The organism is Kitasatospora sp. NPDC001527 (genome assembly GCF_040298605.1).
Classification (GTDB): domain Bacteria; phylum Actinomycetota; class Actinomycetes; order Streptomycetales; family Streptomycetaceae; genus Kitasatospora.
Genome location: NZ_JBEPAM010000062.1, coordinates 1 through 23731 on the forward strand (window position 1 = coordinate 1; position 23731 = coordinate 23731).

A 23731-nucleotide genomic window follows, 5' to 3' on the forward strand; every position below is an offset into this window, starting at 1 on the left:
CGCCGTGTCGGCGTGGCGCGGCGGGGGGCCGGCCCCCGGGCGGGGGGCGGGGGGGGGCCCCGGGGGGGGGGCCCCCCGGCCCCCCCCGGGGGGGGGGGGGGGGCGGGGCGGGGGCCCCCCCCCCCCCTCCCGCGTGCCCGCCGACGGGCGAAAGCCCGCCGCCCGGTACTGCTCACCGGGCGACGGGCCGTGATTCGCCCGCTCGCCTCCGGGGCGCTGCGCCCCGGCGCCCCTTCGGCTCGGGGCGGGACCGCTCAGCGGGCCTTGGCGCGGGTCCGCGCGGGCGCCGCCGGCCGGTCGGCCGGGGCCAGCGTCCGCCAGAGCTGCCGGACGAAGGCCTCGGCCTCGCGCAGCTCCTCCGACCCGCCGGACGGGGCGGCGAACACGCCCCCGTACGCGGCCAGGTAGCAGGCGCCGAGCAGGAGCTGGGCCGCCGCCACCGGGTCGGCGTCCCGGCTGACCAGATCGGCCCGCTGGGCCCGCCGCAGGTAGTCGGCCAGCAGCTCGGCGGCCCGGTGCGGCCCCGCGTTGTTGGCCCGCATCCACTCCCGGTGGCGGTCGAGCAGCTTGGGCTCGGCGAACACCGACAGCAGCATCGGCATCGACTCGCGGTAGAACGCGAGCGCCTCCTCGGCCACCTGCTGCAGGGCCGCCCGTACCTCGCCCTCGCTGGTGACGTCCTCCGGCAGCGCCCGCAGCACCGGCAGCAGGCCGGGCAGCCGCTCGGCGAGGACCGCCAGGAAGACGTCCTCCTTGCTGCGGAAGTGCCGGTAGATGGTGCCCTCGGAGCAACCCGCCACCTCGGCGATCTCCTTGGTCGTGCAGCGGGCCAGGCCGAGGTCCCGGATCACCCGCTCGGCGGCGTCGACGATCTGCTCGCGCATACTCATGAAGGCTCCGAGGGGACGGGGCGGCCGGTCCCGGACCGGACCGCGGCTGCGGAGGGGTACCCGAAGGATAGCGTGCAGGTGAGTACCCGCTCACCGGATTCGACCAGCACGCCGGGGGTTTCGACCAGCGCGCCGGCCCCACCGCCCGCGGAGGGCGACGGGGCCGGCGAAGGAAGCGGCGGCACCGGTCAGCGCGGCGGCCCGGCGGGACCGCCCAGCCCGGGCGGCGGCCCGACCAGCTGCACGCCGAGCGGCTCCAGCGCGCCGAGCAGGCGGGCGAAGTCCGGCGGGCCCTGGAGCGGCGGCGGCAGCTCCAGGCTGGTGGCCGGCTCACCGGTCCGGAAGAACCACTCCTCGAAGCCGGCCGGGGTGCCGAGCACCAGGAACCGGGTCCCCTCGGTCTCCACCCGGTACTGGTGGGCGATGCCGCGCGGCGCGAAGACCGTCGCGCCCGGGCCGACCTTGTGCTCGTCGTCGCCGATCCGCAGCACCATCTCCCCCTCCTGGACGATGAAGAACTCGTCCTCGCGGGTGTGCAGGTGGACCGGCGAGGCGTAGCCCGCCGGGGACAGCTGCTCGGCGAGCCAGAACTGCCCGTTGGTCTCGGCGCCGGTCGCCTTGAACTTGAGCAGCGCGCCGACGTGCCAGATGGCGCGCCCCTCGTCGGGCTGCTTCACGAACGGTTGGGACGTCACTCGGTTCCTCCTCGGTCGGCGGGCCCGCAGCCGGGCCCGCGGCACAGCGGTACGGAAACTGATCGGTCGTCGGTGCGGGCTCAGGCCGCGCCGCGGAGCAGCCCGGTGGCGTGCACGGCGGCCACCACCTGGTCCGGCCCCGGCGCGAAGGCGTCCTCCAGCTCGGGACTGAAGGGCACCGGAGCGTGCGGCCCGGTGACCATCCTGACCGGCCCGCGCAGCGCGGCGAAACGGTCCTGCGCGACCTGCGCGGCGATGTCGGTGGCCAGGCTGCAGCGCGGGTGGGCCTCGTCCACCACGACCAGCCGGCCGGTGCGCTCCACGCTGCCGTAGATGGTCGAGGTGTCCAGCGGGGACAGCGTCCGCGGGTCGATCACCTCGACCTGCACCCCCTCGGCGGCGAGCTGCTCGGCGGCGGCGAGCGCGACCGAGACCATCCGGCCGATCGCCACCACCGTGCAGTCCGTCCCGGGCCGGACCACCTTGGCCGAGCCGAACGGGATCGCGTACGGCTCCTCGGGGACGCCGCCGGGCACGAAGTAGAGCATCTTGTGCTCCAGGAACAGCACCGGGTCGTCGTCCACCAGGGCCTGCGCCATCAGCCCCTTGGCGTCGTACGGGCTGGACGGCGCGACCACCTTGAGGCCGGGCAGGTGGACGAAGAGCGGGTGCAGCGCCTGCGAGTGCTGGGCACCGCGGCGCAGGCCGGTGCCCCACATCGCCCGCAGCACCAGCGGCACCGAGACCCGGCCGCCGGCCATGTAGCGCAGCTTGGCGGCCTGGTTGGCGATCTGGTCGAAGCAGACGGTGGCGAAGTCGACGAAGAGCAGGTCGACCACCGGGCGCAGGCCGGTCGCGGCGGCGCCGACCGCGGCGCCGACGAAGGCGGCCTCGGTGATCGGCATGTCGAGGACGCGGTCCGGGAATTCGCGGTGCAGGCCCTTGGTCGGGCCCCAGGCGTTGGTGCTGTCCTCGCCCATGAGGACCACCGAGCGGTCGAAGCGCATCTGCTGGGCCAGCGCCTCGCCGATCGCCTGCTGGTACGTGATGGTGCGCACGTGGATCCCTCCTCCGGGGCGGGTCAGCGGGTGTAGACGTGGTCGAGCAGGGTGCGCGGGTCGGCCGTGAACGGCTCGGAGGCGGCCGCGACGGCGGCCTCGACCAGCGCGGTGGCGTCCCGGTCGATCCGGTCCAGCTCGAAGGCGGCGGGTCCGGCCACGGTGCCGTCGGCGATCCGGGAGCGGAGCAGCAGCAGCGGGTCGGACTCGGTGCGCAACCGCTCCGGGTCGGCGTCCGGGCGGTAGGACTGGTCGTCCCACAGCTCCATGTGGCCGTGGAAGCGCTCGGCCCGGAACTCCAGCACGGTCGGGCCCTGGCCGTCCCGGGCGCGGCGCACGGCCTCGGTGGTGGCGGCGTGCACGGCGAGCACGTCGTAGCCGTCGACCACCGCGCCGGGGATGCCGAAGCCGGCCGCGCGCTGGGCCATGTCGGTGCCGGAGAAGTGCCGGTCGGCCGGGGTGGCCTGGGCGTAGCCGTTGTTCTCGATGGCGAAGATCACCGGCAGGTCGAGCATCCGGGCCAGCACCAGGCTCTCCAGCACGGCGCCCTGGTTGGCGCCGCCGTCGCCGGTGAAGGCCACCGCGACCTGGCCGGTGCCCTGCTGGCGGGCGGTCAGCGCGGCCCCGCAGGCGAGCGGGACGCCGCCGCCGGCCAGGCCGTTGGCGCCGAGCATGCCGCGGTCGAAGTCCGCGATGTGCATCGAGCCGCCCTTGCCGCCGCAGAGCCCGTCCGGCCGGCCGTGCAGTTCCTTCATCATCGCTTCCACGTCGCAGCCCTTGGCGATCGCGTGGCCGTGGCCGCGGTGGGTGCTGGCGAGGAAGTCGTCGGGGGCGAGGGCCGCGCACACTCCCGCGGCGACGGCCTCCTGCCCGCTGTAGAGGTGGACCGCGCCGGGGAGGCTCTTCGCCAGGCCGTGCAGGCGGTCCTCGAAAGCCCGGATCACACTCATCGTCCGGTAGATCTCTGCGATCTGATTGAGCGTCAGATCGGTGGTGCGGGATGTGCCCATGGGGTCGCCTCCTCGGCTCTCCGGGGGACGCCGGCGGGGCGCCGCGCGCCTCGTTCGCCGGTCGTGCTCGTGGCCCGACTCCATGAGGGTAAGTGCTCACTCACATGGGTGCAACCAAGTGTCCGAATCCGTCAGGGCCCACTCCCCCACCCGGCTCTCCCACCCTTGCGCCCCGCGCAAGGCCGCGCCTAAGGTCTTGTCCCGGGTGGATTGGGATCACGGCATTGAAACGTACGACGGACCGATAGAGCGGGGTCCGCCGTGCCGATTTTCGGACATGCCCGAGGAATTCCATTTCCCCGCGCCAGGAACGCCCGTGCACAGTGGGTAAGACGCGAGCGACGGGGGGATCTCAGGAACCATGCTGGACCAGATAATAAAATCCTCCGGCAGGGCCGATCGAAGACCGACCAACCTGGCCATGAACGGCGCGGCGGCGCTCACTACGCGCGGTGAACGGAACACCTCCGACCGGATCGGCCGGCTGGTGAACACCCTGCTCGGCCTGGTCACCGGCCTCGGTGCGGCCGGCCTGCCGCCGGCCGCACCGAGGCCGCCGGCTCCCGCCGACGCCTTCCTGGCCACCGATGCGGAGCCCGGCTGTCCGGACGCCGCCGCCCGGCTGGACGAACGCCGCCGCCTGCGGCGGGAGCTGCACGACTCGCTGGCTCCCCGGCTGGCCGCCCTGCACATGCGGATGGAACTGGCCGGCCTCGACCTGAACAGCGACGCCGAACAGGCGCCCGCCCTGCTGGCCCAGGCCCGGGAGGACGTCAGCACCGCCATCGCCGACGTCCGCCGGGTGATCCGCGACCTCGACCGCTCCGAGCCCCGGACCGGCGAGTCCGCCGGCACTCTGCGCCAGTTCCTGGACCGCCAGGTCCGCGCCTTCGAGGAGGCCGGGGCCGGCCGGCTGCGGTTCGTCACGGAGTTGCCGACCGTCCTGGACGATTTCCCGGCCGACGTCCAGACCGAATTGAAGAAAATCTCCGGCGAGGCCGTCGCCAATGTCGCCCGGCACGCCCGGGCCTCGGTCTGCCGGATCTCCGCGTCGGTCGGCAGGAACGGTCTCGACCTGTCGATCGAGGACGACGGGATCGGAATTTCCGCGGACGCGGTCCGCGGAATCGGACTTCCGTCGATGTGCGTCCGCACCAAGGAACTCGGCGGTGTTTTCTCGGTGGCCCGGACCCCGCACGGAACCGCGGTCCGGATCCGGCTGCCGCACTCCGCGCTGGTCGACGGCAGCGACCGGCTCGGCTGACGCGTTCCCGGTCCTTCCCCTTCCTCCCCGGGGGGCGTCGCGGAGTCCGTGCTCGACCGACCCGTGTCCGCTCCCGGCTTCCCACGCGCTCACCCGCGCTTCCTCGTCCTCCCCAAGGAGCCCCCATGGACCCGGCCGTGCCCCGAAACCTCCGTATCCTGGTTGTCGACGACCATGAGCTGTTTCGGGCTGGTTTACGCCAACTCCTGGACCGGATCGACACGCTGACGGTGGTCGGCGAGGCGTCCAGCGGGGCGGACGTGCTCTCCGCCGTCGAGCGGCTGGCACCCGACGTCGTCCTGATGGACATCGGCATGCCCGGCACCGACGGCATCGAGGCGACCCGGACCCTGCTGGCCCGCCACCCCCGGGTGGCGGTGGTGATGCTGACCGCCGACGACAACGACGAGTCCATCGTCGCGGCGGTGCGGGCCGGCGCCCGGGGCTACCTGGTCAAGGGCGCCGGCCTGGACGACGTGCGCCGGGCGATCACCGCGGTCAGCCAGGGCGGCGCGCTGTTCGGCCCGGAGGCCGCCGCCCACCTGCTGGCGCAGGTCCGCCGGCCGGCCCCCGAGCGCGAGCCGTTCCCCGACCTCACCCCCCGGGAGATGGCGGTGCTCACCATGCTCGCGGACGGCCGCAACAACGCGCACATCGCCAACGAGTTCGGGCTCTCGATGAAGACGGTGCGCAACTACCTCTCCCGGATCTTCAGCAAGCTCCAGGTCGCGGACCGCGCCGAGGCGGCCGTCCGGGCCCGGCGCGCCGGCCTCGGCAGCTGAGCCGGCCGGCCCGCGGGGCCGTCAGCGCTCCAGCAGGTGCGCCCAGAGCTCCTCCTCGCTCCTGGTCAGCGGCGCCGGGTGCGCCCCGGCCCGTTCCGGATGCCACTCCGGCACCCCCGGCGGGGGCAGCACGTCCTCCGGCTTCCGCGCCCCCGGCAGGGCGGAGGGCGAGGTGAGCGCCCCCATCGCCAGCCCCAGCCAGATCAGCCCGTCCGCCAGGTAGCGGCCGGTCAGCCGCGCCCACCGGCGCAGCAGGTAACGACGGTGGGCACGGCGCAGGACGGTTCGCATCGGAGGGCCTCCGGCGGGGACGGCAGCGGGGGAAGCGGTGCTACGGCCATCCTGCGGACCGGCCGTCCCACCGTCATGGGTCGGGAATCCCCAACACACTGGGAACCTTTCCTGCCCCGTCCCGGTCACCGGTCCCCGGCCCGGGGACCGAGGCACGCCGGCCGACGCGCGCCCCGTGCCCGTGGCGCGCGCCGGCCGCGGCCCGCTAGGCAGCGGCCGGGACGAGCACGATCTTCCCGGTGACCGCCGCGCTCTCCATCGCGCGGTGCGCGTCCGCCGCCTCGTCCAGCGGCATGGTCCGGCCCACCAGCGGCTTGACCTGCCCCTTCTGCAGCAGCTCCAGCACGGTCGCGAGGTCCTGCTGGTACGCGGCCGGGTGGGACTTCTCCAGGCTCCAGGCGTTGTAGAACAGGGTCCGCTTCCCGTCCGGGACCAGCTTGGGCAGCACGATGCCGCCGAGGAACCCCTGGGCGCCGGTCAGCAGGTCCCGCTGGTTGCCGCGCAGGGCGGCGTTCTGGCCGAAGCCGACCATCACGCCGCCGCGCCGCACCGCCTGGTACGAGCGCAGGAAGTGCGGGCCGCCGATCGGGTCGAAGACCGCGTCCACCGCGCCGCCCGGCAGGGCGCGCACCACCCGCCGGAAGTCCTCGGCGTCCCGGTCGATCGGGTGCCCGCCGAGTGCCCGCACCTGCTCGGCCCGGGCGGCGGAGCAGGTGCCGTAGACGGTGACCCCGGCGAGCGCGGCCAGCTCCAGGAAGGCGGTGCCGACGCCGCCCGAGGCCCCGTGCACCAGCACCGTGCCGCCGCGCCGCACCTCGGCCACCCGGTGCAGCATCTGCTGGGCGATGAAGTAGTTGAGGGCGAGCGCCGAGGCCTCCACGGGATCGACCCCGTCGGGCAGCGGGACCAGCCGGTTGGCGGCGACGAGCGCGTACTCCGCGTAACCGCCGCTGCGCAGCAGCGCGACCACCCGCTGCCCCGGTTCGAGGGCCCGGGTGCCCGGTCCGACCTGGTCGACCACCCCCACCAGGTCGTATCCCGGCGTGAAGGGACGCTTGGGCCCGCCGGGGATGACGCCGGCACGGAGCAGAATGTCACCGTAGGAGACTCCGGCGGCGAGCACCCGGACCCGGACCTGACCGACGGTCGGGGCCGGAAGCTCGTCGCTGGCCAGCCGCAGGACCTCGGCCCCGCCGAGCCTCGGCACACTCACATGGCGATACCTCATCGTTGCCTCCGCAGTGGAGAGATGTCGTGGTGGGAGTGGCGCCGGTCCTCCACGGGGGCGGGCGCGGGAGACGGTCCGCACCGGACCCGTTCCCTGCCCCCGAATTTTTATATAGACTGAGTGTACAATGAATGTCATAGCACCCGCCTCAGGAGACGTCAACAGCCCATGAGCCCACGCCAGTACCGAGCCGGCCAACGCCAGGTAGCCGCCGAACAGACCCGCACCCGCATTCTGGAGGCGGCCTGCGAGCTGCTGACCGGGGAGAAGGGCCCGGCCTCGTTCAGCATGGACGCCGTCGCCAAGACCGCCGGAGTGGCGCGGATGACCGTCTACTACCAGTTCGACTCGAAGACCGGCCTGCTGGAGGCGCTCTTCGACGACCTGGCCCAGCGCGGCGGAATGGCCAGGATGCCCGCGGCCTTCATGGCGCCCAGCGGACGGGAGGCGCTCACCGCCATCCTGGAGGTGCTCACCGGCTTCTACGCCTCCGGCCGGATCGCCCTGCGGCGGCTGCGCGGCCTCGGCATCCTCGACCCGGAGCTCGACACCGCGCTGCAGAGCCGGGGCGACCGGCGGCGCGGCGGCCTCCAGGTGGTGCTCGGCCGGCTGCTCGCCGACCGCGACGCCGAGGTCGGCGAGGCCGAGCTCGACGAGTTGCTGGACCTGCTCTTCATGCTGACCAGCTTCGAGACCTTCGATCTGCTGGCCGGCGCCGACGACGACAGCGGGGCGGTGGCCAGCCGGATCGAGGAGCTGATTCTCGCCGTTCTGGACCGCCGGCTCCCGGCCGCCTGACGGCCGCCCGCCCCTCGCGCTCCGGGTCCCGTCACCCGTCCCGCACACCCGCGTCCCGACGCACGAGCCGTCGTCCGGCGACCCCCCTCCGGTCGCCGCACGACGGCCGGCGGCGCGGCGGCCTTCCTCCCCAGGACACCGCCGCGCCGCCTTCCCTTTTCCTCACGAGCCCATCGGCCCGCTCGGTCGCGACCGGTCCGCCGCGCCTCCCGGCGCCGCGCCCCGTCGCCCTCCCCCGGCCGGGACGGCCTCACCCCGGAGCACCACCAACGGGGTCCCGGGCCGTCACCGCACCGGAGCAGTCACCACGGTCGGACTCAGGCCGCGTCCGCCTCCGTGTCGTAGGAGGAGGTGCGGCGCGGACGCTGCTTCGGCAGGATCACGCTGGCCGCGACCAGCCAGATCAGACCGCCGAAGCGGGCGATCGGCAGGAAGAACCCGAGGCTGGTGGAGAGCAGCGCCAGAGTGCCGAGCACACCGATCCCGGCGAGCACCAGACCGGCCCAGGCGAAGCCCTTGGGACCGAAGCCGAGCAGCAGCATCGGCACCGCCACACCGGCCAGCATCACCGCGAACGGGACGACGTGCCCGGGGCCGCCGGAGGCGAAGGTCAGGTCCGCCAGCGAACGGGCCAGCGGCGCGTCGCCAAGCTCCCCGGAGCGGGAGGCGGCCCAGACGGTGAGCCCGCACAGCGCCACCGCCGCGGAGGCGAGCACACCCGAGACCAGCGCGATGCCGGGGCCCGGGGCGACCACGCCGAGCCGGCGCAGCCGCTGGTAGACGATCGCGGCCCAGACCGCGAGCGGGAGCGAGGCGCCGAACTGCAGCGTCCCGGCGACCTTCGCGGCGGTCGCGTGGTCCTTGTAGTAGGCGAGCGTGTCGGCCGCCGAATCGGTGGGCAGGGGGGTCTGCCGGGCCAGCACGATGGACACCACCATCAGTGCCGCGAACGCCACGGCGGGCAGCAGCAAAGGGGGTCCTGACTGCTGACGCCGGGCGGAGGCGGCCGGCACCGCTGATGTCGTGGTCATGAGGGGCGCTCCAGTCGAGAACGGGTCGTTAGGGCCGGGGGGCAGGACGCCGGACGGCTCAACGGCACCGGCGCCGGTAGTTCCAGATCCAGAATAGTTCACCCGGGGACATCATTGTCCACTGGTATCGTGTTTCCCATGCCCGGAACTCCCGACCCCGCCCCGACCCCGCACACGGGCCCACTGGGATCCCAGGTCGCTTTCCTCCTCTCCCAGTTGGGCGAACACGCGACCCAGGCCTTCGCCCGGCGGGTCGCCGAGCTGGACCTCACCCCGGCCCAGGCCGGTCTGCTCAGGGCGGTCAGCCTGGCCCCCGGCCAGCACCAGCAGGAGCTCGCCCGCCGGCTGGGCATGTCCCCCAGCCGCTTCGTGGCCTTCGTCGACGCCATCGAGGCGCGCGGTCTGGTCGAGCGCCGGCGCAACCCCAAGGACCGCCGGTTCCAGGACCTCTACCTCGCGCCCAAGGGCGAGGAGGCGATGCGCGGGCTGGCCGAGGCGGCGCTCGCCCACGAGGACGCCATCTGCACGGGCCTGGACCCGCAGGAACGTATCGTCCTGGGCGAGCTGCTGCGCCGGGTCGCCGAGGCCCAGCAGCTCACCGCCGGGGTGCACCCCGGCTACCGGCGGCTCAACCCGAAGCGCGACGGGGCGTAGCGGCCGCGGGCACGCCGCACGCACGCCCGCGAAGACGCCGGCGGCCCGTTCCCGGGCACGCCGAAGCCCCCGGCCGGACGGCCGGGGGCTCGGCACGGGCGGCGGCGGTGCGGGCTCAGCCCTTGACGCAGACCACCTGCTTCAGGTGCGCCACGACCTCGACCAGGTCCCGCTGCTGCTCGATCACCTTCTCGATCGGCTTGTACGCGCCGGGGATCTCGTCCACCACGCCGGAGTCCTTGCGGCACTCCACGCCCTTGGTCTGCTCGACCAGGTCCTGCGTGGTGAACCGCTTCTTGGCGGCGTTGCGGCTCATCTTCCGGCCGGCGCCGTGCGAGGCCGAGTTGAACGACGCCTCGTTGCCCAGCCCGCGGACGATGTACGACCCGGTGCCCATCGACCCCGGGATGATCCCGTAGTCGCCGGCCCCGGCCCGGATCGCGCCCTTGCGGGTCACCAGCAGGTCGACGCCGTCGTAGCTCTCCTCCGACACGTAGTTGTGGTGGCAGCTGATCACCTCGTCGAAGGCGACCTTCGCCCGCGGGAACTCGCGCCGGACCACGTCCTGGAACAGCGCCATCATCAGCGCCCGGTTGCGCTTGGCGTACTCCTGCGCCCAGAAGAGGTCCTGCCGGTAGGCGGCCATCTGCGGGGTGTCCGCGACGAACACCGCGAGGTCACGGTCGATCAGCCCCTGGTTGTGCGGCAGCGACTGGGCCACGCCCATGTGGTGCTCCGCCAGCTCCTTGCCGATGTTGCGCGAGCCGGAGTGCAGCATCAGCCAGACCGCGCCGGTGTCGTCGACGCACACCTCGATGAAGTGGTTGCCGCCGCCGAGCGTCGCCATCTGCTGGGCCGCCCGCTCGCGGCGCCACTTCACCTCGGGCGCGACCGCGTCGAACCGCTGCCAGAAGTCGTCCCAGCCGCCGGTCGGGACGCCGTGCATCCGGCCCGGGTCGACCGGGTCGCTGTGCAGTCCGCGGCCGACCGGGATGGCCCGCTCGATCCGCGAGCGCAGCCGGGACAGGTCGTCCGGCAGGTCCTTCGCGGTGAGCGAGGTCCGCACCGCGCTCATCCCGCAGCCGATGTCCACGCCGACCGCCGCCGGGCAGACGGCGCCGCGCATGGCGATCACCGAACCCACCGTCGCGCCCTTGCCCAGGTGGACGTCGGGCATCACGGCGAGCCCGTGCAGCCAGGGCAGCGAGCTGATGTTGCGCAGCTGCTGCATCGCCTGGCCCTCGACGGTGGCCGGGTCGGTCCACATCCGGATCGGAACCCGGACGCCGGGTACCTCGGTGTACGACATGGTTCAACGACCTCCAAGGTCGGACGGTTTCAAGCCTAGGCGGGGAGCCGCCCCGGGGGATGCCGCGCGAAGGGACCCGGCGCGGTGCGGGGATGTCGGTGGTGCGGGAATGTCAGGGGTGGGCCGCGCTCAGGCGACCGAGGGGCATCGGGAGGACAGTCTCGGGGAGCGCCGCTGGCTGGGCTCGACCCGCATGGTGACCGCCTCCTCTCCGTGTGTGTGCACCGGTGCCGGGGGCTATCTACCCACGCGGCGCACCGGTGCCGCAAGGGGATTACCACCGCGACGCGAAGGGGCCCGGCGGGGCGTCGGAACGCTCCGCCGGGCCCCTTCGGGCGCCGGAACGGTCAGGCGCTGATCACGGTGACCTCACCGATGCCCAGCTCCCGCACCTGGTCCGCGAACGCCGAGGCGTCGCCGACCAGCACCGTGACCAGCCGGTCCGGCGGGAAGGCCTTCACCACGGCCTCGGTGGCGGCGGCGGTCGGCAGCTCGGCCAGCTGCCGGTAGACCTCGGCCTGGAAGTCGTCGGCCAGGTGCTGCTCGACCTGGTCGGCCAGGGTGCCGGCCACCGAACCCGCGGTCTCGTACTTCAGCGGCGCCACGCCGACCAGGAACTGCACCGCCTCGGCGCGCTCCGCGTCGGTGAGCCCCTCGGCGGCCAGCGTGCGCAGGATGGTCCAGGTGTCGGCCAGCGCCGGAGCGGTGGAGGCGGTGTCCACCGAGCCGCTGATCGCCAGCAGGGAGCGCCCGCTGCCGTCGGCGGCCGAGCGCAGCGGCTGGGCGAAGGCCCGCACGCCGTAGGTGTAGCCCTTCTCCTCGCGCAGCACCCGGTCCAGCCGGGAGGTGAGGGTGCCACCCAGGCAGTAGGTGCCGAGGATCTGCGCGGCCCAGCTCGGGTCGTGCCGGTCCGGGCCGATCCGGCCGATCAGCAGCTGGGTCTGCACCGAGCCGGGCCGGTCCACGATGATCACCCGGCCGGTGTCGTCGGCGGTCACCGGCGCGTGGGTGACCGGCTCGGCCGGGGAGCCCTTCCAGGCGCCCAGGGTCGACTCCAGCAGGGCCGGCAGGTCGGTGCCGGTGAGGTCGCCGACCACGACCACGGTGGTGGTGGCGGGGCGCACGTGCGCCTCGTAGAAGGCCCGGACGGCCGCCCGGTCGATCGTCTTGACCGTCTCGGCGGTGCCGGCGCGCGGGCGCGACAGCCGGTCGGCGCCGTCGAACAGCTCGGCGTACAGCGCCTTGGCGGCCCGCCGGGCCGGGTTGGCCTGCTCGTGCACGATCTCGTCCAGCCGGTTGGCGACCAGCCGCTCGATCTCGTCCTGCGGCAGCGCCGGGCTGCCCAGCGCGGCGGCCAGCAGGTCCAGGCCGCGGGCCAGCCGGGAGGCCGGGACCTCCAGCGACACCCGGATGCACGGGTGGTCCGCGTGCGCGTCCAGGGTCGCGCCGGCCCGCTCCAGCTCGGCCGCGAACTCCTCGGCGCTCAGCGTGTCGGTGCCCTCGCTGAACGCCCGGGCCAGGATCGAGGCGACGCCGTCCACGCCCTGCGGCTCGGCCGCGAGCGGCGCGTCGAGCAGCACGTCGACGGCCACCAGTTGCTGGCCGGGGCGGTGGCAGTGCAGCACCGTGATGCCGTTGCCGAGCGCGGCGCGCTCCGGCGCCGGGAACGCCCACGGGGTGGGGGTGCCGGGCTGGGGCTGGGGGTGGAAGGTCATGGCGGGGACGTACTCGGTGCTCATACGGCGGCGCCCTCCTCGTCGGTCTCGGCGGTGGCAGCGGTGTCGTCGGCGGTGTCCTCGGCCGGGGTCGGCTCGTACACCAGCACCGCCCGGTTCTGCGGGTGCAGCCGCGCCGCGGCGACCTCCCGCACCTCCTCGGCGGTGACGTCGAGGACCTTGGGCAGGGCGTCGTTCAGCAGTTTCGGGTCGCCGAACAGCACGGCGTAGCGGCAGAGCTCGTCGGCACGGCCGGCCACCGTGGTCAGCCGGTCCAGCCACTCGCGCTCGATCTGCGCCTGGGCGCGCTCCAGCTCGGCCGGGGTCGGGCCCTCGGCCGCGAACCGGGCCAGCTCCTCGTCGACGGCCGTCTCGATCTGCTCGACGGTGGCGTCACCCGAGGTCTTGACGTCCAGCCAGCCCAGGCTCGGCGCGCCGGACAGCCGCAGCAGGCCGAAGCCGGCCGCGACGGCGGTGCGGTCCCGGCGGACCAGCCGGTTGTACAGCCGGCTGGACTCGCCGCTGCCGAGGATGGTCAGCGCCAGGTCGGCGGCGTCCGCCTCGCGGGTGCCGTCGTGCGGCAGCCGGTAGGAGGCCATCAGCGCGCGGGACGGCACGTCCTCGCGGATCAGCTCGCGCAGCTCCCGGCCGATGGTCTGCGGCAGGCCGCCGTCGCGCGGCGGCTGCTTGCCGTCGTGCGCCGGGATGCTGCCGAAGTACTTCTCCACCCAGGCGATGGTCTGCTCCGGGTCGATGTCGCCGACCACCGACAGCACCGCGTTGTTCGGCGCGTAGTAGGTGCGGAAGAACGCCCGGGCGTCCTCCAGCGTGGCCGCGTCCAGGTCGGCCATCGAGCCGATCGGGGTGTGGTGGTACGGGTGGCCGTCCGGGAAGGACAGCGCGGTCAGCTTCTCGAACGCGGTGCCGTAGGGCACGTTGTCGTACCGCTGGCGGCGCTCGTTCTTCACCACGTCGCGCTGGTTCTCCATCGACGCGTCGTCGAGGGCGGCCAGCAGCGAGCCCATCCGGTCCGCCTCCAGCCAGAGCGCGAGCTCCAACTGGTGGGCCGGCATGGTCTCGAAGTAGTTGGTGCGCTCGAAGCTGGTGGTGCCGTTGAGCGAACCGCCGGCGCCCTGGACGAGCTCGAAGTGCCCGTTGTTGGACACGTTGGCGGACCCCTGGAACATCAGGTGCTCGAACAGGTGGGCCAGCCCGGTGCGGCCCTTCACCTCGTGCCGGGAGCCCACGTCGTACCAGAGGCAGACCGCGGCCACCGGGGTCAGGTGGTCCTCGGAGAGGACGACGCGCAGGCCGTTGGCCAGGCGGTGCTCGGTGATGGCGATGCCTCGCTGGGAGGCGGGGGCCGGGTTGGCCATGCGCTCGGGTCCTTCCCGTCGTCGATGTCGGGGTTCGTGTGGCGTCCCCCATTGTGGTGCAACGCGCGAACACCGTGGATGTGTCCGCGCGGACGGGGCGTTCGCCAGGGGCGGAAGAGGGGCGCTGGCCGGGACTGTCGGCGGGAGGGTCCACAATGGGGGCGCCGAGCCCTGTTGACAGAACCGCCGACAGCCCGGCCAGACCGCGCCGACGAGACGTGGACGAGACGCAAGCGAGACGTAAGGGAGCCCCGCCGCGATGGCCCGCCGCAGTTCGCAGACCCCGCCCCCCGGAGACTTCGAGGAGCGCATCCTCGACGTCGACGTCGTGGACGAGATGCAGGGCTCGTTCCTCGAGTACGCCTACTCGGTCATCTACTCCCGGGCCCTCCCGGACGCCCGGGACGGCCTCAAGCCGGTGCACCGCCGCATCCTGTACCAGGCCAACGAGATGGGCCTGCGCCCGGACCGCGGCCACGTCAAGTGCGCCCGCCTGGTCGGCGAGGTGATGGGCCGGCTGCACCCGCACGGCGACGCCTCCATCTACGACTCGGTCGTCCGGATGGCCCAGCCGTTCTCGATGCGGCTGCCGCTGATCGACGGCCACGGCAACTTCGGCTCGCTCGGCAACGACGACCCGCCGGCCGCGATGCGCTACACCGAGTCCCGGCTCACCGCCGCCTCGATGGCCATGGTCGAGTCGATCCACGAGGAGACCGTCGACTTCGGCCCCAACTACGACGGCAGCGAGCAGGAGCCGCTCGCGCTCCCGGCCGCCTTCCCCAACCTGCTGGTCAACGGCGCCACCGGCATCGCGGTCGGCATGGCCACCAACATGCCGCCGCACAACCTCTCCGAGGTCGTCGCCGCCGCCCGCCACCTGATCAAGCACCCGAACGCCGACCTCGACACCCTGATGCGGTTCGTCCCCGGCCCGGACCTGCCCACCGGCGGGCGGATCGTCGGCCTCTCCGGCATCCGGGACGCCTACGAGTCCGGCCGCGGCACCTTCAAGATCCGCGCCACCACGACCATCGAGGCGGTCACCGCCCGCCGCAAGGGCATCGTGGTCACCGAGCTGCCGTACAACGTCGGCCCGGAGAAGGTCATCTCCAAGATCAAGGACCTCGTCAACGCGAAGAAGCTCCAGGGCATCGCGGACGTCAAGGACCTCACCGACCGCGAGCACGGCCTGCGCCTGGTCATCGAGGTCAAGAACGGCTTCGTGCCCGAGGCCCTGCTGGAGCAGCTCTACAAGCTGACGCCGATGGAGGAGACCTTCGGCATCAACAACGTGGCGCTGGTCGACGGCCAGCCGCTCACCCTCGGCCTCAAGGAGCTGCTGGAGGTCTACGTCGACCACCGCTTCGAGGTGGTCCGCCGGCGCAGCGACTTCCGCCGCCGCAAGCGCCAGGAGCGGCTGCACCTGGTCGAGGGCCTGCTGGTCGCGCTGGTCGACATCGACGAGGTCATCGCGATCATCCGGTCGAGCGACAACGCCGCCCAGGCCAAGGAGCGCCTGATGGAGCGCTTCTCGCTGACCGAGACGCAGACCGCGTACATCCTCGACACCCCGCTGCGCCGGCTCACCCGCTTCGACCGGGTCGAGCTGGAGCAGGAGCAGGCCAAGCTGACCTCCGAGATCGCCGACCTGACCGAGATCCTGGAGTCGGACGGCAAGCTGCGCAGCGTGGTCTCCGGCGAACTCGGCGCCGTCGCGAAGCAGTTCGGCACCGAGCGGCGCACCGTGCTGCTGGAGGCCGGCGCCGCTCCGGCCGCCTCGCTGGCCGTCCCGCTGGAGGTCGCCGACGACCCGTGCCGGGTGCTGCTCTCCTCCACCGGCCTGCTCGCCCGCACCGCCGACGGCGAGCCGTTCGAGCTCTCCGAGAAGCGCGCCAAGCACGACGTGATCGTCTCCGCGGTGCCGACCACCGCGCGCGCCGACGTCGGCGTGGTCACCTCGGCCGGCCGGGTCCTGCGGCTGCCGGTCATCGACCTGCCGGCGCTGCCGCCCACCCCCTCGCCGACGCTGGCCGGCGGCGCCGCCGCCACCGAGTTCCTCCGCCTGGAGACCGGCGAGCGGGTCCTCGCGCTGACCACCCTGGACGAGTCCTCCCCCGGCCTGGCGCTGGGCACCGGGCAGGGCGTGGTCAAGCGGGTGGTGCCCGAATGGCCCGCCAACAAGGACGAGTTCGAGGTGATCGCGCTCAAGGACGGCGACGAGGTGATCGGCGCGGTCGAGCTGCGCACCGGCGAGGAGGACCTCGTCTTCATCACCTCCGACGCCCAGCTGCTGCGCTACCCCGCCGGCCAGGTCCGCCCGCAGGGCCGCCCGGCCGGAGGCATGGCCGGCATCAAGCTCGCGGACGGCGCCCGGGTGCTCTCCTTCACCGCCGTCGACCCGGCCGCCGACGCGGTGGTCGTCTCGGTGGCCGGCGCCTCCGGCACCCTGACCGGCGAGGCCCAGTCCTCCTGGAAGGTCACCCCCTTCGAGCAGTACCCGCGCAAGGGCCGCGCCACCGGCGGCGTCCGCTGCCAGCGCTTCCTGCGCGGCGAGGACGCGCTCGCCTTCGCCTGGGCCGGCCCGGCCCCCGCCCACGCCGCCACCGCCAAGGGCGCCCCGGTCGACCTCCCCGACCGCGACCCCCGCCGCGACGGCTCCGGCACCCCCGTCACCACCCCCATCGCCACGGTCGCCGGCCCCGCCTGACCCGGCACACCCCCCGACGCACCCCCCGCAGGGCGCCGAACCGCATCCCCGGTCCGGCGCCCTGCGGCGTTCCCCAAGCGGAACGCCCCCACCAACTTCCCTGCATCGCATGATTGTTCACCCCCACTGAGCTAGGTTCGCACCGAGAGCGCCCACCCATCACCGGCCCCGGGGGAGACGGACCGTTGCCCGACGACTTCAGAATCGACCTGGCCCGCATGCAGGCGGTCGCCACCCAACTCGGCGAGTGCGGCACCCGCATGAGCGCCGTCGCCAAGCGTCTGGAGAACCTGGGCAAGGGCCGGCAGACCGGAACCGCGCGACTCGACTCGGCCTGCAAGCAGTTCGAGGACGAGTGGCACGGCGGCATCGGCCGGATGGCCAAACTGGCCTCCGGGCTGCGCGAAGGCCTCGACCTCACGCTCAGGAGCTACGGCGGCCACGAGCAGGGCGTCGCCAAGGGATTCGGCGCCACCTGACCGCGCCACCGACGGGGGAAGACAACCACCATGAGCGACCAGAACTGGCCGGGCCTCGGCTTCTGCCCGGCCCCCGGCGATCTCGGCGCGATCGCCCAGATGTACACCGACGTCGACGCGGTGGCCCGTGAACTGGAGGAACTCCGCGGCGCCCTCGTCGGCATCGGCACCACCGGCGGCGCCTGGGAGGGCGAGGCCGCCCGCGCGTTCGCGGAGAAACTGGGCGAGCTGCCGAAGTACCTGGACAAGGGCCACCGGTCGATGGCCGCGTGCTCCCTGGCCCTGAAGACCTGGCACACCCAGCTCTCCGGCATGGTCACGGCCGGCCAGGGCATGGAGACCGAGGCCGCCGAGCTGCGCCGCCGCCTGGAGTGGCAGGACAAACAGGCCGCCGACCTCGGCCGCTCCCTGGACGCCCTCGTCCAGCCGGGTTCCCAGGCCCCGGCCGCCGATGTCCTGGAGCGCACCCAGGCCCGGTTCGAGGCCGCCCGCGAAGCCAGCCTCCGCGGCCATCGGCAGCTCGACGAGGTGATCGCCCGCGCCCGCAAGCAGCTCGACGACCACCGCCGCAAGGCCGAGACCGCCGCCCGCGCCGTTCAGGAGGCCTCGCGGAACCACCCGCCGGACCCCAACGTGTTCAAACGCCTGCTGGACGGCGTGCAGCACGCCTGGCAGAAGTCCATCGACTTCCTGGTGGACCACGCCGACCTGCTCTCCAAGATCTCGGCCGGCCTGGCGATCGCCGCGCTGACGGTCTCCTGGATCCCCGTGATCGGCCAGGTCGGCGGAATAGTGCTGGGAGGGGCCGCGATGCTCACCAGCGCGGGCGCGCTCATCGGCCACGGCGTCGGAAAGTCCCGCGGCAAGGACGTCTCGTGGCTGGACATCGGCATCGATTCGCTCGGCGTCATTCCTGGTATCGGCGCCGTCAAGGGCTTCGCCACCGCGGGCAAGGAACTGAAAGTCGCCAAAGACCTGAGCCTGGTCCAGAAGGTCCCGGCCTTCGCCAAGGAGTTCTCCGGCGCCGTCAGGGGGTCCGCCGGTGCCGGGCTCAGGGCCCGGGCCGCCGGATCAGGCAACGCCCTCTTCGAGATGACCAGCAACCCCCTTTCCACCAAGGGCATCACCGCCGGGCTGAAGAAGTTCGGGGTGGTCCCCGAGCCGCGAAACGTCACCCTCCCGGTCAAGGCCTTCGGCATGGAACTCGGTCTGCTCGACCACAAGGGCCCGAACGCGGACCTGGAGCAGGAGTCCGCGCAGCCCGCGGCGCCTCCCTCCGCCTCCCCGTTCCTCCACGCCGTGGCGACCTGAGGAGTCCGTGATGGAAGCGTTCGAACCGCTCCCGGTCCCCGGCCGCCGGCTGGCCGAGATCCCCGAGGTGGCCGAGGCCGCCCGGCAGGTCGTCGAGGCGTACGGAATCAACCTCGTCGACGACACCGTCGCACAGGACGTGATCATCCGGCACAACCTGCTGAAGGACACCGGAGGTTGGCACGACGAGGTCGGCGGCCTCCTGGTCATCGGCGGCGTGGTCGCCGCCGCCGTCCTCGGCAGCTCGATGGCCTCGCCTCCCGAGTCCGGCCAGATCGCAGGGCTCATCGCGGCCTGCCTGGCGGTACCCCTCGGCATCCTGGTGTGGGTGGCCGGGTTCCGCCAGGGAAGGACCAAACGTGAGGCGCTGGCGCACTTCGCCGCTTACACGGCCCTGCTGGAACTGGCCCGCGACCACGGGGCGGCAGTCCCGATCCCCGCCCAGTGGTCGCTGGGACGAGCGGAGGTGTTGGGCGAGCGCCAGGACGACCGAGGCCTCCTGCCCCTGGTTCCGGTCGACACCTATGCCCGGCATCCGACGGTGCGGGCCTTCGCCGCCCAACTCGGCACACGAAACCGCATCGACTATTTCGACGCCAACGCCATCCGGACGCTGCTCGCCGAACAGAAGCGGTACTGGGGTCAGGCCGTCTTCCGCCTGAGCACGTCGTTCTGCCTCCTGCTGGCGGCGGCCGGCGCCCTCTGGGTGAGCCTGAGCCTGGACACCGAGCCGTCCGTGGCGCGTCCGGCATCCGCCGCCACCGTCCTCCTCGCCCTCGCGGGACTGCTGTTCGCCCTCTCGCTCACGACCGCGGTGCTGGGTGCCGTCACACTCCGCCGGCGAGCTCTCAGCGGCGTCCGCGCACAGGCCGTCGGATATGTCGCGATCCTCGAGTTCGCGCACGAGTGCGGCCTCCCAGTACCCGTGCTGCCGTCCTGGCTGGACACGACCGAGAGGTCCAAGAAGTGGAAATGACCATGCCGGCCTCCGCCTCCCCCGACGTACAGATCCGCTTCGTCGTCCCCACGTCCTTCCACGACATCCCCGTCCTCGGCACCGAGGAGCAGGTGGCCGAGCGGCTCTGGGAGCTGGCGTGCGAGGTACTGGCCTCGGACCCCGACGAGGTCCGTGCCCGCTGGGCCGTCCTGCTCGCCCGGATGATCCCGTCGATGGCCCAGGCCGGGGTGATCTATGCGGGACTCTGCCTGGTGGATGTCGGCGGCCGGCCGAGTACGGCCTCCGTCGTCGCCTCCCTGGCGCCTCTCGGCGGCATCGGGTACCAGAACGCCGTGGACACCCTGCTTCCCGCCTTCACCCGGGCGCGGCCGGCCGCCACGGTCACGGCGATCGAGTTGCCCGCAGGACGCGCCGCAGCGGTGATAGACGGCGTCGTGACGGCGGTCGACGGCGGGACGTTCGTCTCCTCGGTCATCCAGGTGCACCTGCCGCTCCCGAACGAGTCCCAGCTGCTCTCGCTGGAGCTGAGCACGCCGTGCGCCGAGGACTGGGAGCTGTACTCGGAGGTGTTCGCCGGCATCGTGCGCAGCGTCCACCTGGAGTTCGCCGACCTCCCCGGGCCGACCCTCGTGCCGGCGGCCGCACCGGTGCCGTCCCCCGAGGTCGAGGCGAAGGTACGGGCCGCCTTCGGCTGACGGGCAAGGGTAGCCTTACCGGCGTGAGCACCTGTGCGACGCTGTCGCGTGAACTGTCGGAGCCGCTGGCCGCCACCGCCGCGACCGCGAGCACCTGGCTGCTGGTCGAGCAGAACGGCCCGTGGGGCGCGAAGGCGCTCGGCGAGAGCCATCTGGACGCGGCGGTCGGGCGCGCCCTGGACGCCGCTGCCGCCGGCACCGGGGTCCGGGTGGCGCTGATCCGCCGGCCCGGCCGGCACGCGGACTGCCTGCCGACGGCCCGCCACGAGGTGATCGTGGCGCACACCGTGCCGGCCCCCGGCCGCGGGTGGGTGCGGCGCTGCGAGGTGACGGACCCGGCGGAGCTGCTGGCCCTCGACTTCGCGGCGCTGGGCGCCGGCGACCACGGCGGCCTCGGCGAGCCGCACGTCGGCGGCCCGGTCGCCCTGGTGTGCACCAACGGCCGCCGGGACCGCTGCTGCGCCCTGCTGGGCCGCCCGCTCGCGGCCGAACTGGCCGCCGCCGGGCACAGCGAGGTGTGGGAGGTGACCCACCTGGGCGGCCACCGCTTCTCCCCCACCATGCTGGTGCTGCCGTTCGGCTACGCCTACGGCCGGCTGACCGCGGAGTCCGCCAAGGAGGTGCTCGCGGCGACGGCGTCCGGCCACATGGTGCCGGAGTGGTCGCGCGGCTGCTCCGGCTGGGACCGGCCGGGCCAGGCGGCCGATCACGCGGTGCGGCTGGCCACCGGCGAGACCAGGGCCGACGCGCTCGCCGTGACCCAGCGGGCGGACGGCGCGGGCCACTGGCTGGTCGAGGTCCGGCACGAGGACGGCCGGTGCTGGGAGGCGCGGGTGGTCGAGGGTGTCAGCGAGCCGCCCCGTCCGGAGAGTTGCGGCAAGTCGGCGGGCACCCCGTCCCGGATGGAGGTCACCTCGCTCCGGGAGCCGTGACGGGAGCCGTGACGGGAAGCCGTGACGTGCGACGACCCCCGGCGGGATGCCCGCCGGGGGTCGTTCGTCGTCCGTTTCCCGGAGCGGGCGGTCAGACCGCCCCGGCCCCCGTCAGCGAGCGGACCTCCAGCTCGGCGTACCGGTCCGGGTCGGCCGGCTCGGGCGAGGTGAGGGTGCCGATCCAGCCGGCCAGGAAGCCCAGCGGGATGGAGACGATGCCCGGGTTCTCCAGCGGGAACCAGTGGAAGTCCATCCCGGGGAACAGCGCGACCTTGGTACCGGAGACCACCGGTGAGAAGGTCACCAGCACCACCGCCGGAACGAGCCCGCCGTACACCGACCAGACCGCGCCGCGGGCGGTGAACCGCCGCCAGAACAGGCTGTAGAGCAGTACCGGCAGGTTGGCCGAGGCGGCGACGGCGAAGGCCAGGCCGACCAGGAAGGCGACGTTCAGCTGCTGGGCGAAGAGGCTGAGCACGATCGCCACCGCGCCGATCCCGACCGCCGCGATCCGCGCCACCAGCACCTCGTCGCGCTCGGCGACGGCCGGCGCGCTGTCCGCCCCGGGCTCGGGCCCCGGACCGGCTTCGCCGGCGGCCCGGGCGTCCGGCTCGCTGCCCGCCCGCCGGGAGGCCGGCACCGCGGCCCGCCGCCTGCGCAGGCCGCGGCCCTCGCGCGCGGCCCTGCCGCCGCGCGGCCGGCCCCGCCAGGCGCCCGCCCAGATGTCGTGGGCGAACGCCGCCGAGGAGGCCAGGGTGAGCCCGGCGACCACGGCGAGGATGGTGGCGAAGGCGATCGCCGAGATCAGCGCGAACAGCACCACCCCGCCGGTGGAGCCGTTGCCGCCGCCGAGCACCAGGGCCAGCAGCGGAACGGCGGTGTTGCCCGCCGAGTTGGCCTGCCGGACCTCGGCCGAACCGATCAGCGCGGTGGCCCCGAGGCCCAGCGCGATGGCCATCAGGTAGAAGCCGCCGACCAGTCCGATCGCCCACATCGTCGAACGGCGGGCGGCCCGCGCGGTGGGCACGGTGTAGAAGCGGGACAGGATGTGCGGCAGACCGGCGGTACCCAGCACCAGGGCCAGGCCCAGGCTGAAGAAGTCCAGTCGGCTGGTGAAGCTCTTGCCGTACTTCAGGCCGGGCTCCAGGTAGCGCTGCCCGGCGCCGCTGTGCTGGGCCGCCTGCCGCATCAGCTCGCCGACGTCCCCGTGGAAGCGGACCGCCAGCAGCACGGTCAGCACCACCGAACCGGCGACCAGCAGGAACGCCTTGACGATCTGGATCCAGGTGGTGGCCCGCATCCCGCCGATCGTCACGTAGACGATCATCAGACCGCCCACCGCCACGATGCTCCAGGTCCGGGCCTGGGCGCTGTTGGTGCCGAGCAGCAGGGCGACCAGGCTGCCCGCGCCGACCATCTGGGCGACCAGGTAGAAGAGCGTGACGACCACGCTGGCGCCGCCGGCCGCCGCCCGGACCTTGCGCCGGCGCAACCGCAGCGCCAGCACGTCGGCCAGGGTGTACCGGCCGGCGTTGCGGACCAGCTCGGCCACCAGCATCAGCACCACCAGCCAGGCGACCAGGAAGCCGATGCTGTAGAGCACGCCGTCGTACCCGTACAGCGCGATCAGCCCGGCGACGCCGAGGAAGGAGGCGGCGGAGAGGTAGTCGCCGGAGAGCGCGAACCCGTTCTGCAGCGGAGTGAAGTCGCGGCCTCCGGCGTAGAAGTCCTCGGCGGCGCCGCCGCGGCGGCCGGCCCAGAAGGTGATCGCCAGGGTGACCAGGACGACGACGGCGAAGAGCACCACGGCCAGGCCGTGATGGTCCCCGGTGGGGGCGACGGGGGGCGGGGTGGCGGCCCTCATCGCAGCTGGTCCTGGGTGTCCCAGCGCAGCGACAGGGCGGCCCGGTCGCGCTTGGTGCGGGCGTTGCGGGCGTACAGCCAGGCCAGCAGGAAGGTGCTGGCGAACTGCAGCAGGCCGAGCAGCCAGGCGACGTTGACCGGGCCGGCGACCGGTCGGCGCATCAGCTCGGGGGCCGCCGCCTGGGCGGCGACGTAGAGCAGGTACCAGCCGAGGAAGACGCCGCTGACCGGGAAGACGAAGGTCCGGTAGCTGTGGCGGATCCGCTGGAAGGCCGCGCTGCGCTGCACGGCCCGGTACACCTCGGTGCTGTCGACCGCGGGAGCGGCCTCCGGCTGGTAGTCCGACGGCAGGTAGTCGGAGGGAAGGTAACCGGACGGCAGGTGGCCGGACGGAAGGTACTCGGACGCCGGGGCGAACCCGGCCTCCGGCAGGTACTCGGACACCGGCGCGTACTCGGACACCGGCACGTACCCGGACACCGGCACGTACCCGGCCTCCGGCACGCGCTCGGAGGCCGACGCGTACCCGGACGCCGGTGCGGTCCCGGCCCCCGCCGCCGGCCCGAAGTCCGGCGCCGTCCCGAAGGCCTGCGCGGGCACCGGTTCCGGCGCCCACCAGTCCAGTCGCCCTCCCGGCTCGGGGTTTCTCGTCTGCTGTTGTGGCACGGCTGCTCCTGGGCCG

Annotated in this window: 22 protein-coding genes; 10 read left to right on the forward strand and 12 right to left on the reverse strand. The window is 73.6% G+C overall.

Features of this window, described 5'->3' with window-relative positions; all coding sequences use genetic code 11:
* Positions 1-254: 254 nt before the first annotated feature.
* The 4 genes from ABT238_RS34525 to ABT238_RS34540 form a co-directional block, all read right to left on the reverse strand.
* Positions 255-890: a TetR/AcrR family transcriptional regulator gene (locus tag ABT238_RS34525; protein WP_350572469.1), complete on the reverse strand. Its 636-nt coding sequence runs from the start codon at positions 888-890 to the stop codon at positions 255-257.
* 188 nt (positions 891-1078) lie between these two features.
* Entirely contained in the window at positions 1079-1585 is a 507-nt protein-coding gene (locus tag ABT238_RS34530; RefSeq protein ID WP_350572468.1) for a quercetin 2,3-dioxygenase, read from the reverse strand.
* An 80-nt stretch (positions 1586-1665) separates the two neighbouring features.
* Positions 1666-2643 (reverse strand): alpha-ketoacid dehydrogenase subunit beta, encoded by a 978-nt coding sequence (locus ABT238_RS34535; protein WP_350804146.1) that lies wholly within the window; start codon positions 2641-2643, stop codon positions 1666-1668.
* A 23-nt stretch (positions 2644-2666) separates the two neighbouring features.
* The gene (locus ABT238_RS34540) at positions 2667-3653 is read right to left on the reverse strand and encodes a thiamine pyrophosphate-dependent dehydrogenase E1 component subunit alpha (protein ID WP_350572466.1); all 987 of its coding nucleotides are present in this window, start codon (positions 3651-3653) and stop codon (positions 2667-2669) included.
* Positions 3654-4014: 361 nt separating this feature from the next.
* On the opposite strand from ABT238_RS34540, the gene ABT238_RS34545 reads away from it, so the two are divergent.
* Entirely contained in the window at positions 4015-4917 is a 903-nt protein-coding gene (locus tag ABT238_RS34545; protein WP_350804154.1) for a sensor histidine kinase, read from the forward strand.
* Positions 4918-5042: 125 nt separating this feature from the next.
* Positions 5043-5699, forward strand: coding sequence for a response regulator (locus ABT238_RS34550; protein ID WP_350572464.1), 657 nt, complete (start codon positions 5043-5045; stop codon positions 5697-5699).
* 21 nt (positions 5700-5720) lie between these two features.
* Here the strand turns inward: ABT238_RS34550 and ABT238_RS34555 are convergent, their stop codons facing one another.
* Positions 5721-5990 (reverse strand): hypothetical protein, encoded by a 270-nt coding sequence (locus tag ABT238_RS34555; RefSeq protein ID WP_350572463.1) that lies wholly within the window; start codon positions 5988-5990, stop codon positions 5721-5723.
* Between the two features lie 205 nt (positions 5991-6195).
* Positions 6196-7203, reverse strand: coding sequence for a medium chain dehydrogenase/reductase family protein (locus tag ABT238_RS34560; RefSeq protein ID WP_350804163.1), 1008 nt, complete (start codon positions 7201-7203; stop codon positions 6196-6198).
* A 183-nt stretch (positions 7204-7386) separates the two neighbouring features.
* Between ABT238_RS34560 and ABT238_RS34565 the strand changes: the two genes are divergently transcribed.
* On the forward strand, positions 7387-8016 hold the full coding sequence (locus ABT238_RS34565; RefSeq protein ID WP_350565276.1) for a TetR/AcrR family transcriptional regulator: 630 nt from the start codon (positions 7387-7389) through the stop codon (positions 8014-8016).
* Between the two features lie 317 nt (positions 8017-8333).
* Here ABT238_RS34565 and ABT238_RS34570 read toward each other — a convergent pair whose 3' ends face one another.
* On the reverse strand, positions 8334-9047 hold the full coding sequence (locus ABT238_RS34570; RefSeq protein ID WP_350804173.1) for a DUF4386 domain-containing protein: 714 nt from the start codon (positions 9045-9047) through the stop codon (positions 8334-8336).
* Positions 9048-9185: 138 nt separating this feature from the next.
* Here ABT238_RS34570 and ABT238_RS34575 point away from each other — a divergent pair, with 138 nt between their 5' ends.
* Positions 9186-9701, forward strand: coding sequence for a MarR family winged helix-turn-helix transcriptional regulator (locus ABT238_RS34575; RefSeq protein WP_350565280.1), 516 nt, complete (start codon positions 9186-9188; stop codon positions 9699-9701).
* A 115-nt stretch (positions 9702-9816) separates the two neighbouring features.
* Here ABT238_RS34575 and ABT238_RS34580 read toward each other — a convergent pair whose 3' ends face one another.
* From ABT238_RS34580 to ABT238_RS34590, 3 genes are all read right to left on the reverse strand, one after another.
* Positions 9817-11010 carry an RtcB family protein gene (locus ABT238_RS34580; RefSeq protein ID WP_350565282.1) on the reverse strand — a complete coding sequence of 398 codons (1194 nt, stop codon included), beginning with the start codon at positions 11008-11010 and terminating at the stop codon, positions 9817-9819.
* A gap of 347 nt (positions 11011-11357) precedes the next feature.
* Positions 11358-12725 (reverse strand): M16 family metallopeptidase, encoded by a 1368-nt coding sequence (locus ABT238_RS34585; protein WP_502884253.1) that lies wholly within the window; start codon positions 12723-12725, stop codon positions 11358-11360.
* A 20-nt stretch (positions 12726-12745) separates the two neighbouring features.
* Positions 12746-14101, reverse strand: coding sequence for a M16 family metallopeptidase (locus ABT238_RS34590; RefSeq protein ID WP_350565286.1), 1356 nt, complete (start codon positions 14099-14101; stop codon positions 12746-12748).
* Between the two features lie 259 nt (positions 14102-14360).
* On the opposite strand from ABT238_RS34590, the gene ABT238_RS34595 reads away from it, so the two are divergent.
* The 6 genes from ABT238_RS34595 (at position 14361) to ABT238_RS34620 (ending at position 21186) form a co-directional block, all read left to right on the forward strand.
* Positions 14361-16811, forward strand: a complete 2451-nt coding sequence (locus ABT238_RS34595; protein WP_350565288.1) for a DNA gyrase/topoisomerase IV subunit A — start codon at positions 14361-14363, stop codon at positions 16809-16811.
* Between the two features lie 185 nt (positions 16812-16996).
* Complete coding sequence (locus ABT238_RS34600) at positions 16997-17290, forward strand: DUF6317 family protein (protein WP_350565289.1); 294 nt, start codon at positions 16997-16999, stop codon at positions 17288-17290.
* 30 nt (positions 17291-17320) lie between these two features.
* Positions 17321-18601, forward strand: coding sequence for a hypothetical protein (locus ABT238_RS34605; protein ID WP_350565291.1), 1281 nt, complete (start codon positions 17321-17323; stop codon positions 18599-18601).
* A gap of 10 nt (positions 18602-18611) precedes the next feature.
* The gene (locus tag ABT238_RS34610; protein WP_350565293.1) at positions 18612-19577 is read left to right on the forward strand and encodes a hypothetical protein; all 966 of its coding nucleotides are present in this window, start codon (positions 18612-18614) and stop codon (positions 19575-19577) included.
* Positions 19574-20254 (forward strand): hypothetical protein, encoded by a 681-nt coding sequence (locus ABT238_RS34615; protein ID WP_350804195.1) that lies wholly within the window; start codon positions 19574-19576, stop codon positions 20252-20254. Before ABT238_RS34610 ends, ABT238_RS34615 begins: the two co-directional genes overlap by 4 nt.
* Before the next feature lie 23 nt (positions 20255-20277).
* Positions 20278-21186 (forward strand): ferredoxin family protein, encoded by a 909-nt coding sequence (locus tag ABT238_RS34620; RefSeq protein WP_350804201.1) that lies wholly within the window; start codon positions 20278-20280, stop codon positions 21184-21186.
* 91 nt (positions 21187-21277) lie between these two features.
* Here ABT238_RS34620 and ABT238_RS34625 read toward each other — a convergent pair whose 3' ends face one another.
* Both ABT238_RS34625 and ABT238_RS34630 read right to left on the reverse strand, forming a co-directional pair.
* The gene (locus ABT238_RS34625; protein WP_350804205.1) at positions 21278-23050 is read right to left on the reverse strand and encodes a solute symporter family protein; all 1773 of its coding nucleotides are present in this window, start codon (positions 23048-23050) and stop codon (positions 21278-21280) included.
* Positions 23047-23715, reverse strand: a complete 669-nt coding sequence (locus tag ABT238_RS34630) for a DUF485 domain-containing protein (RefSeq protein WP_350804210.1) — start codon at positions 23713-23715, stop codon at positions 23047-23049. Before ABT238_RS34630 ends, ABT238_RS34625 begins: the two co-directional genes overlap by 4 nt.
* Positions 23716-23731: the final 16 nt, after the last annotated feature.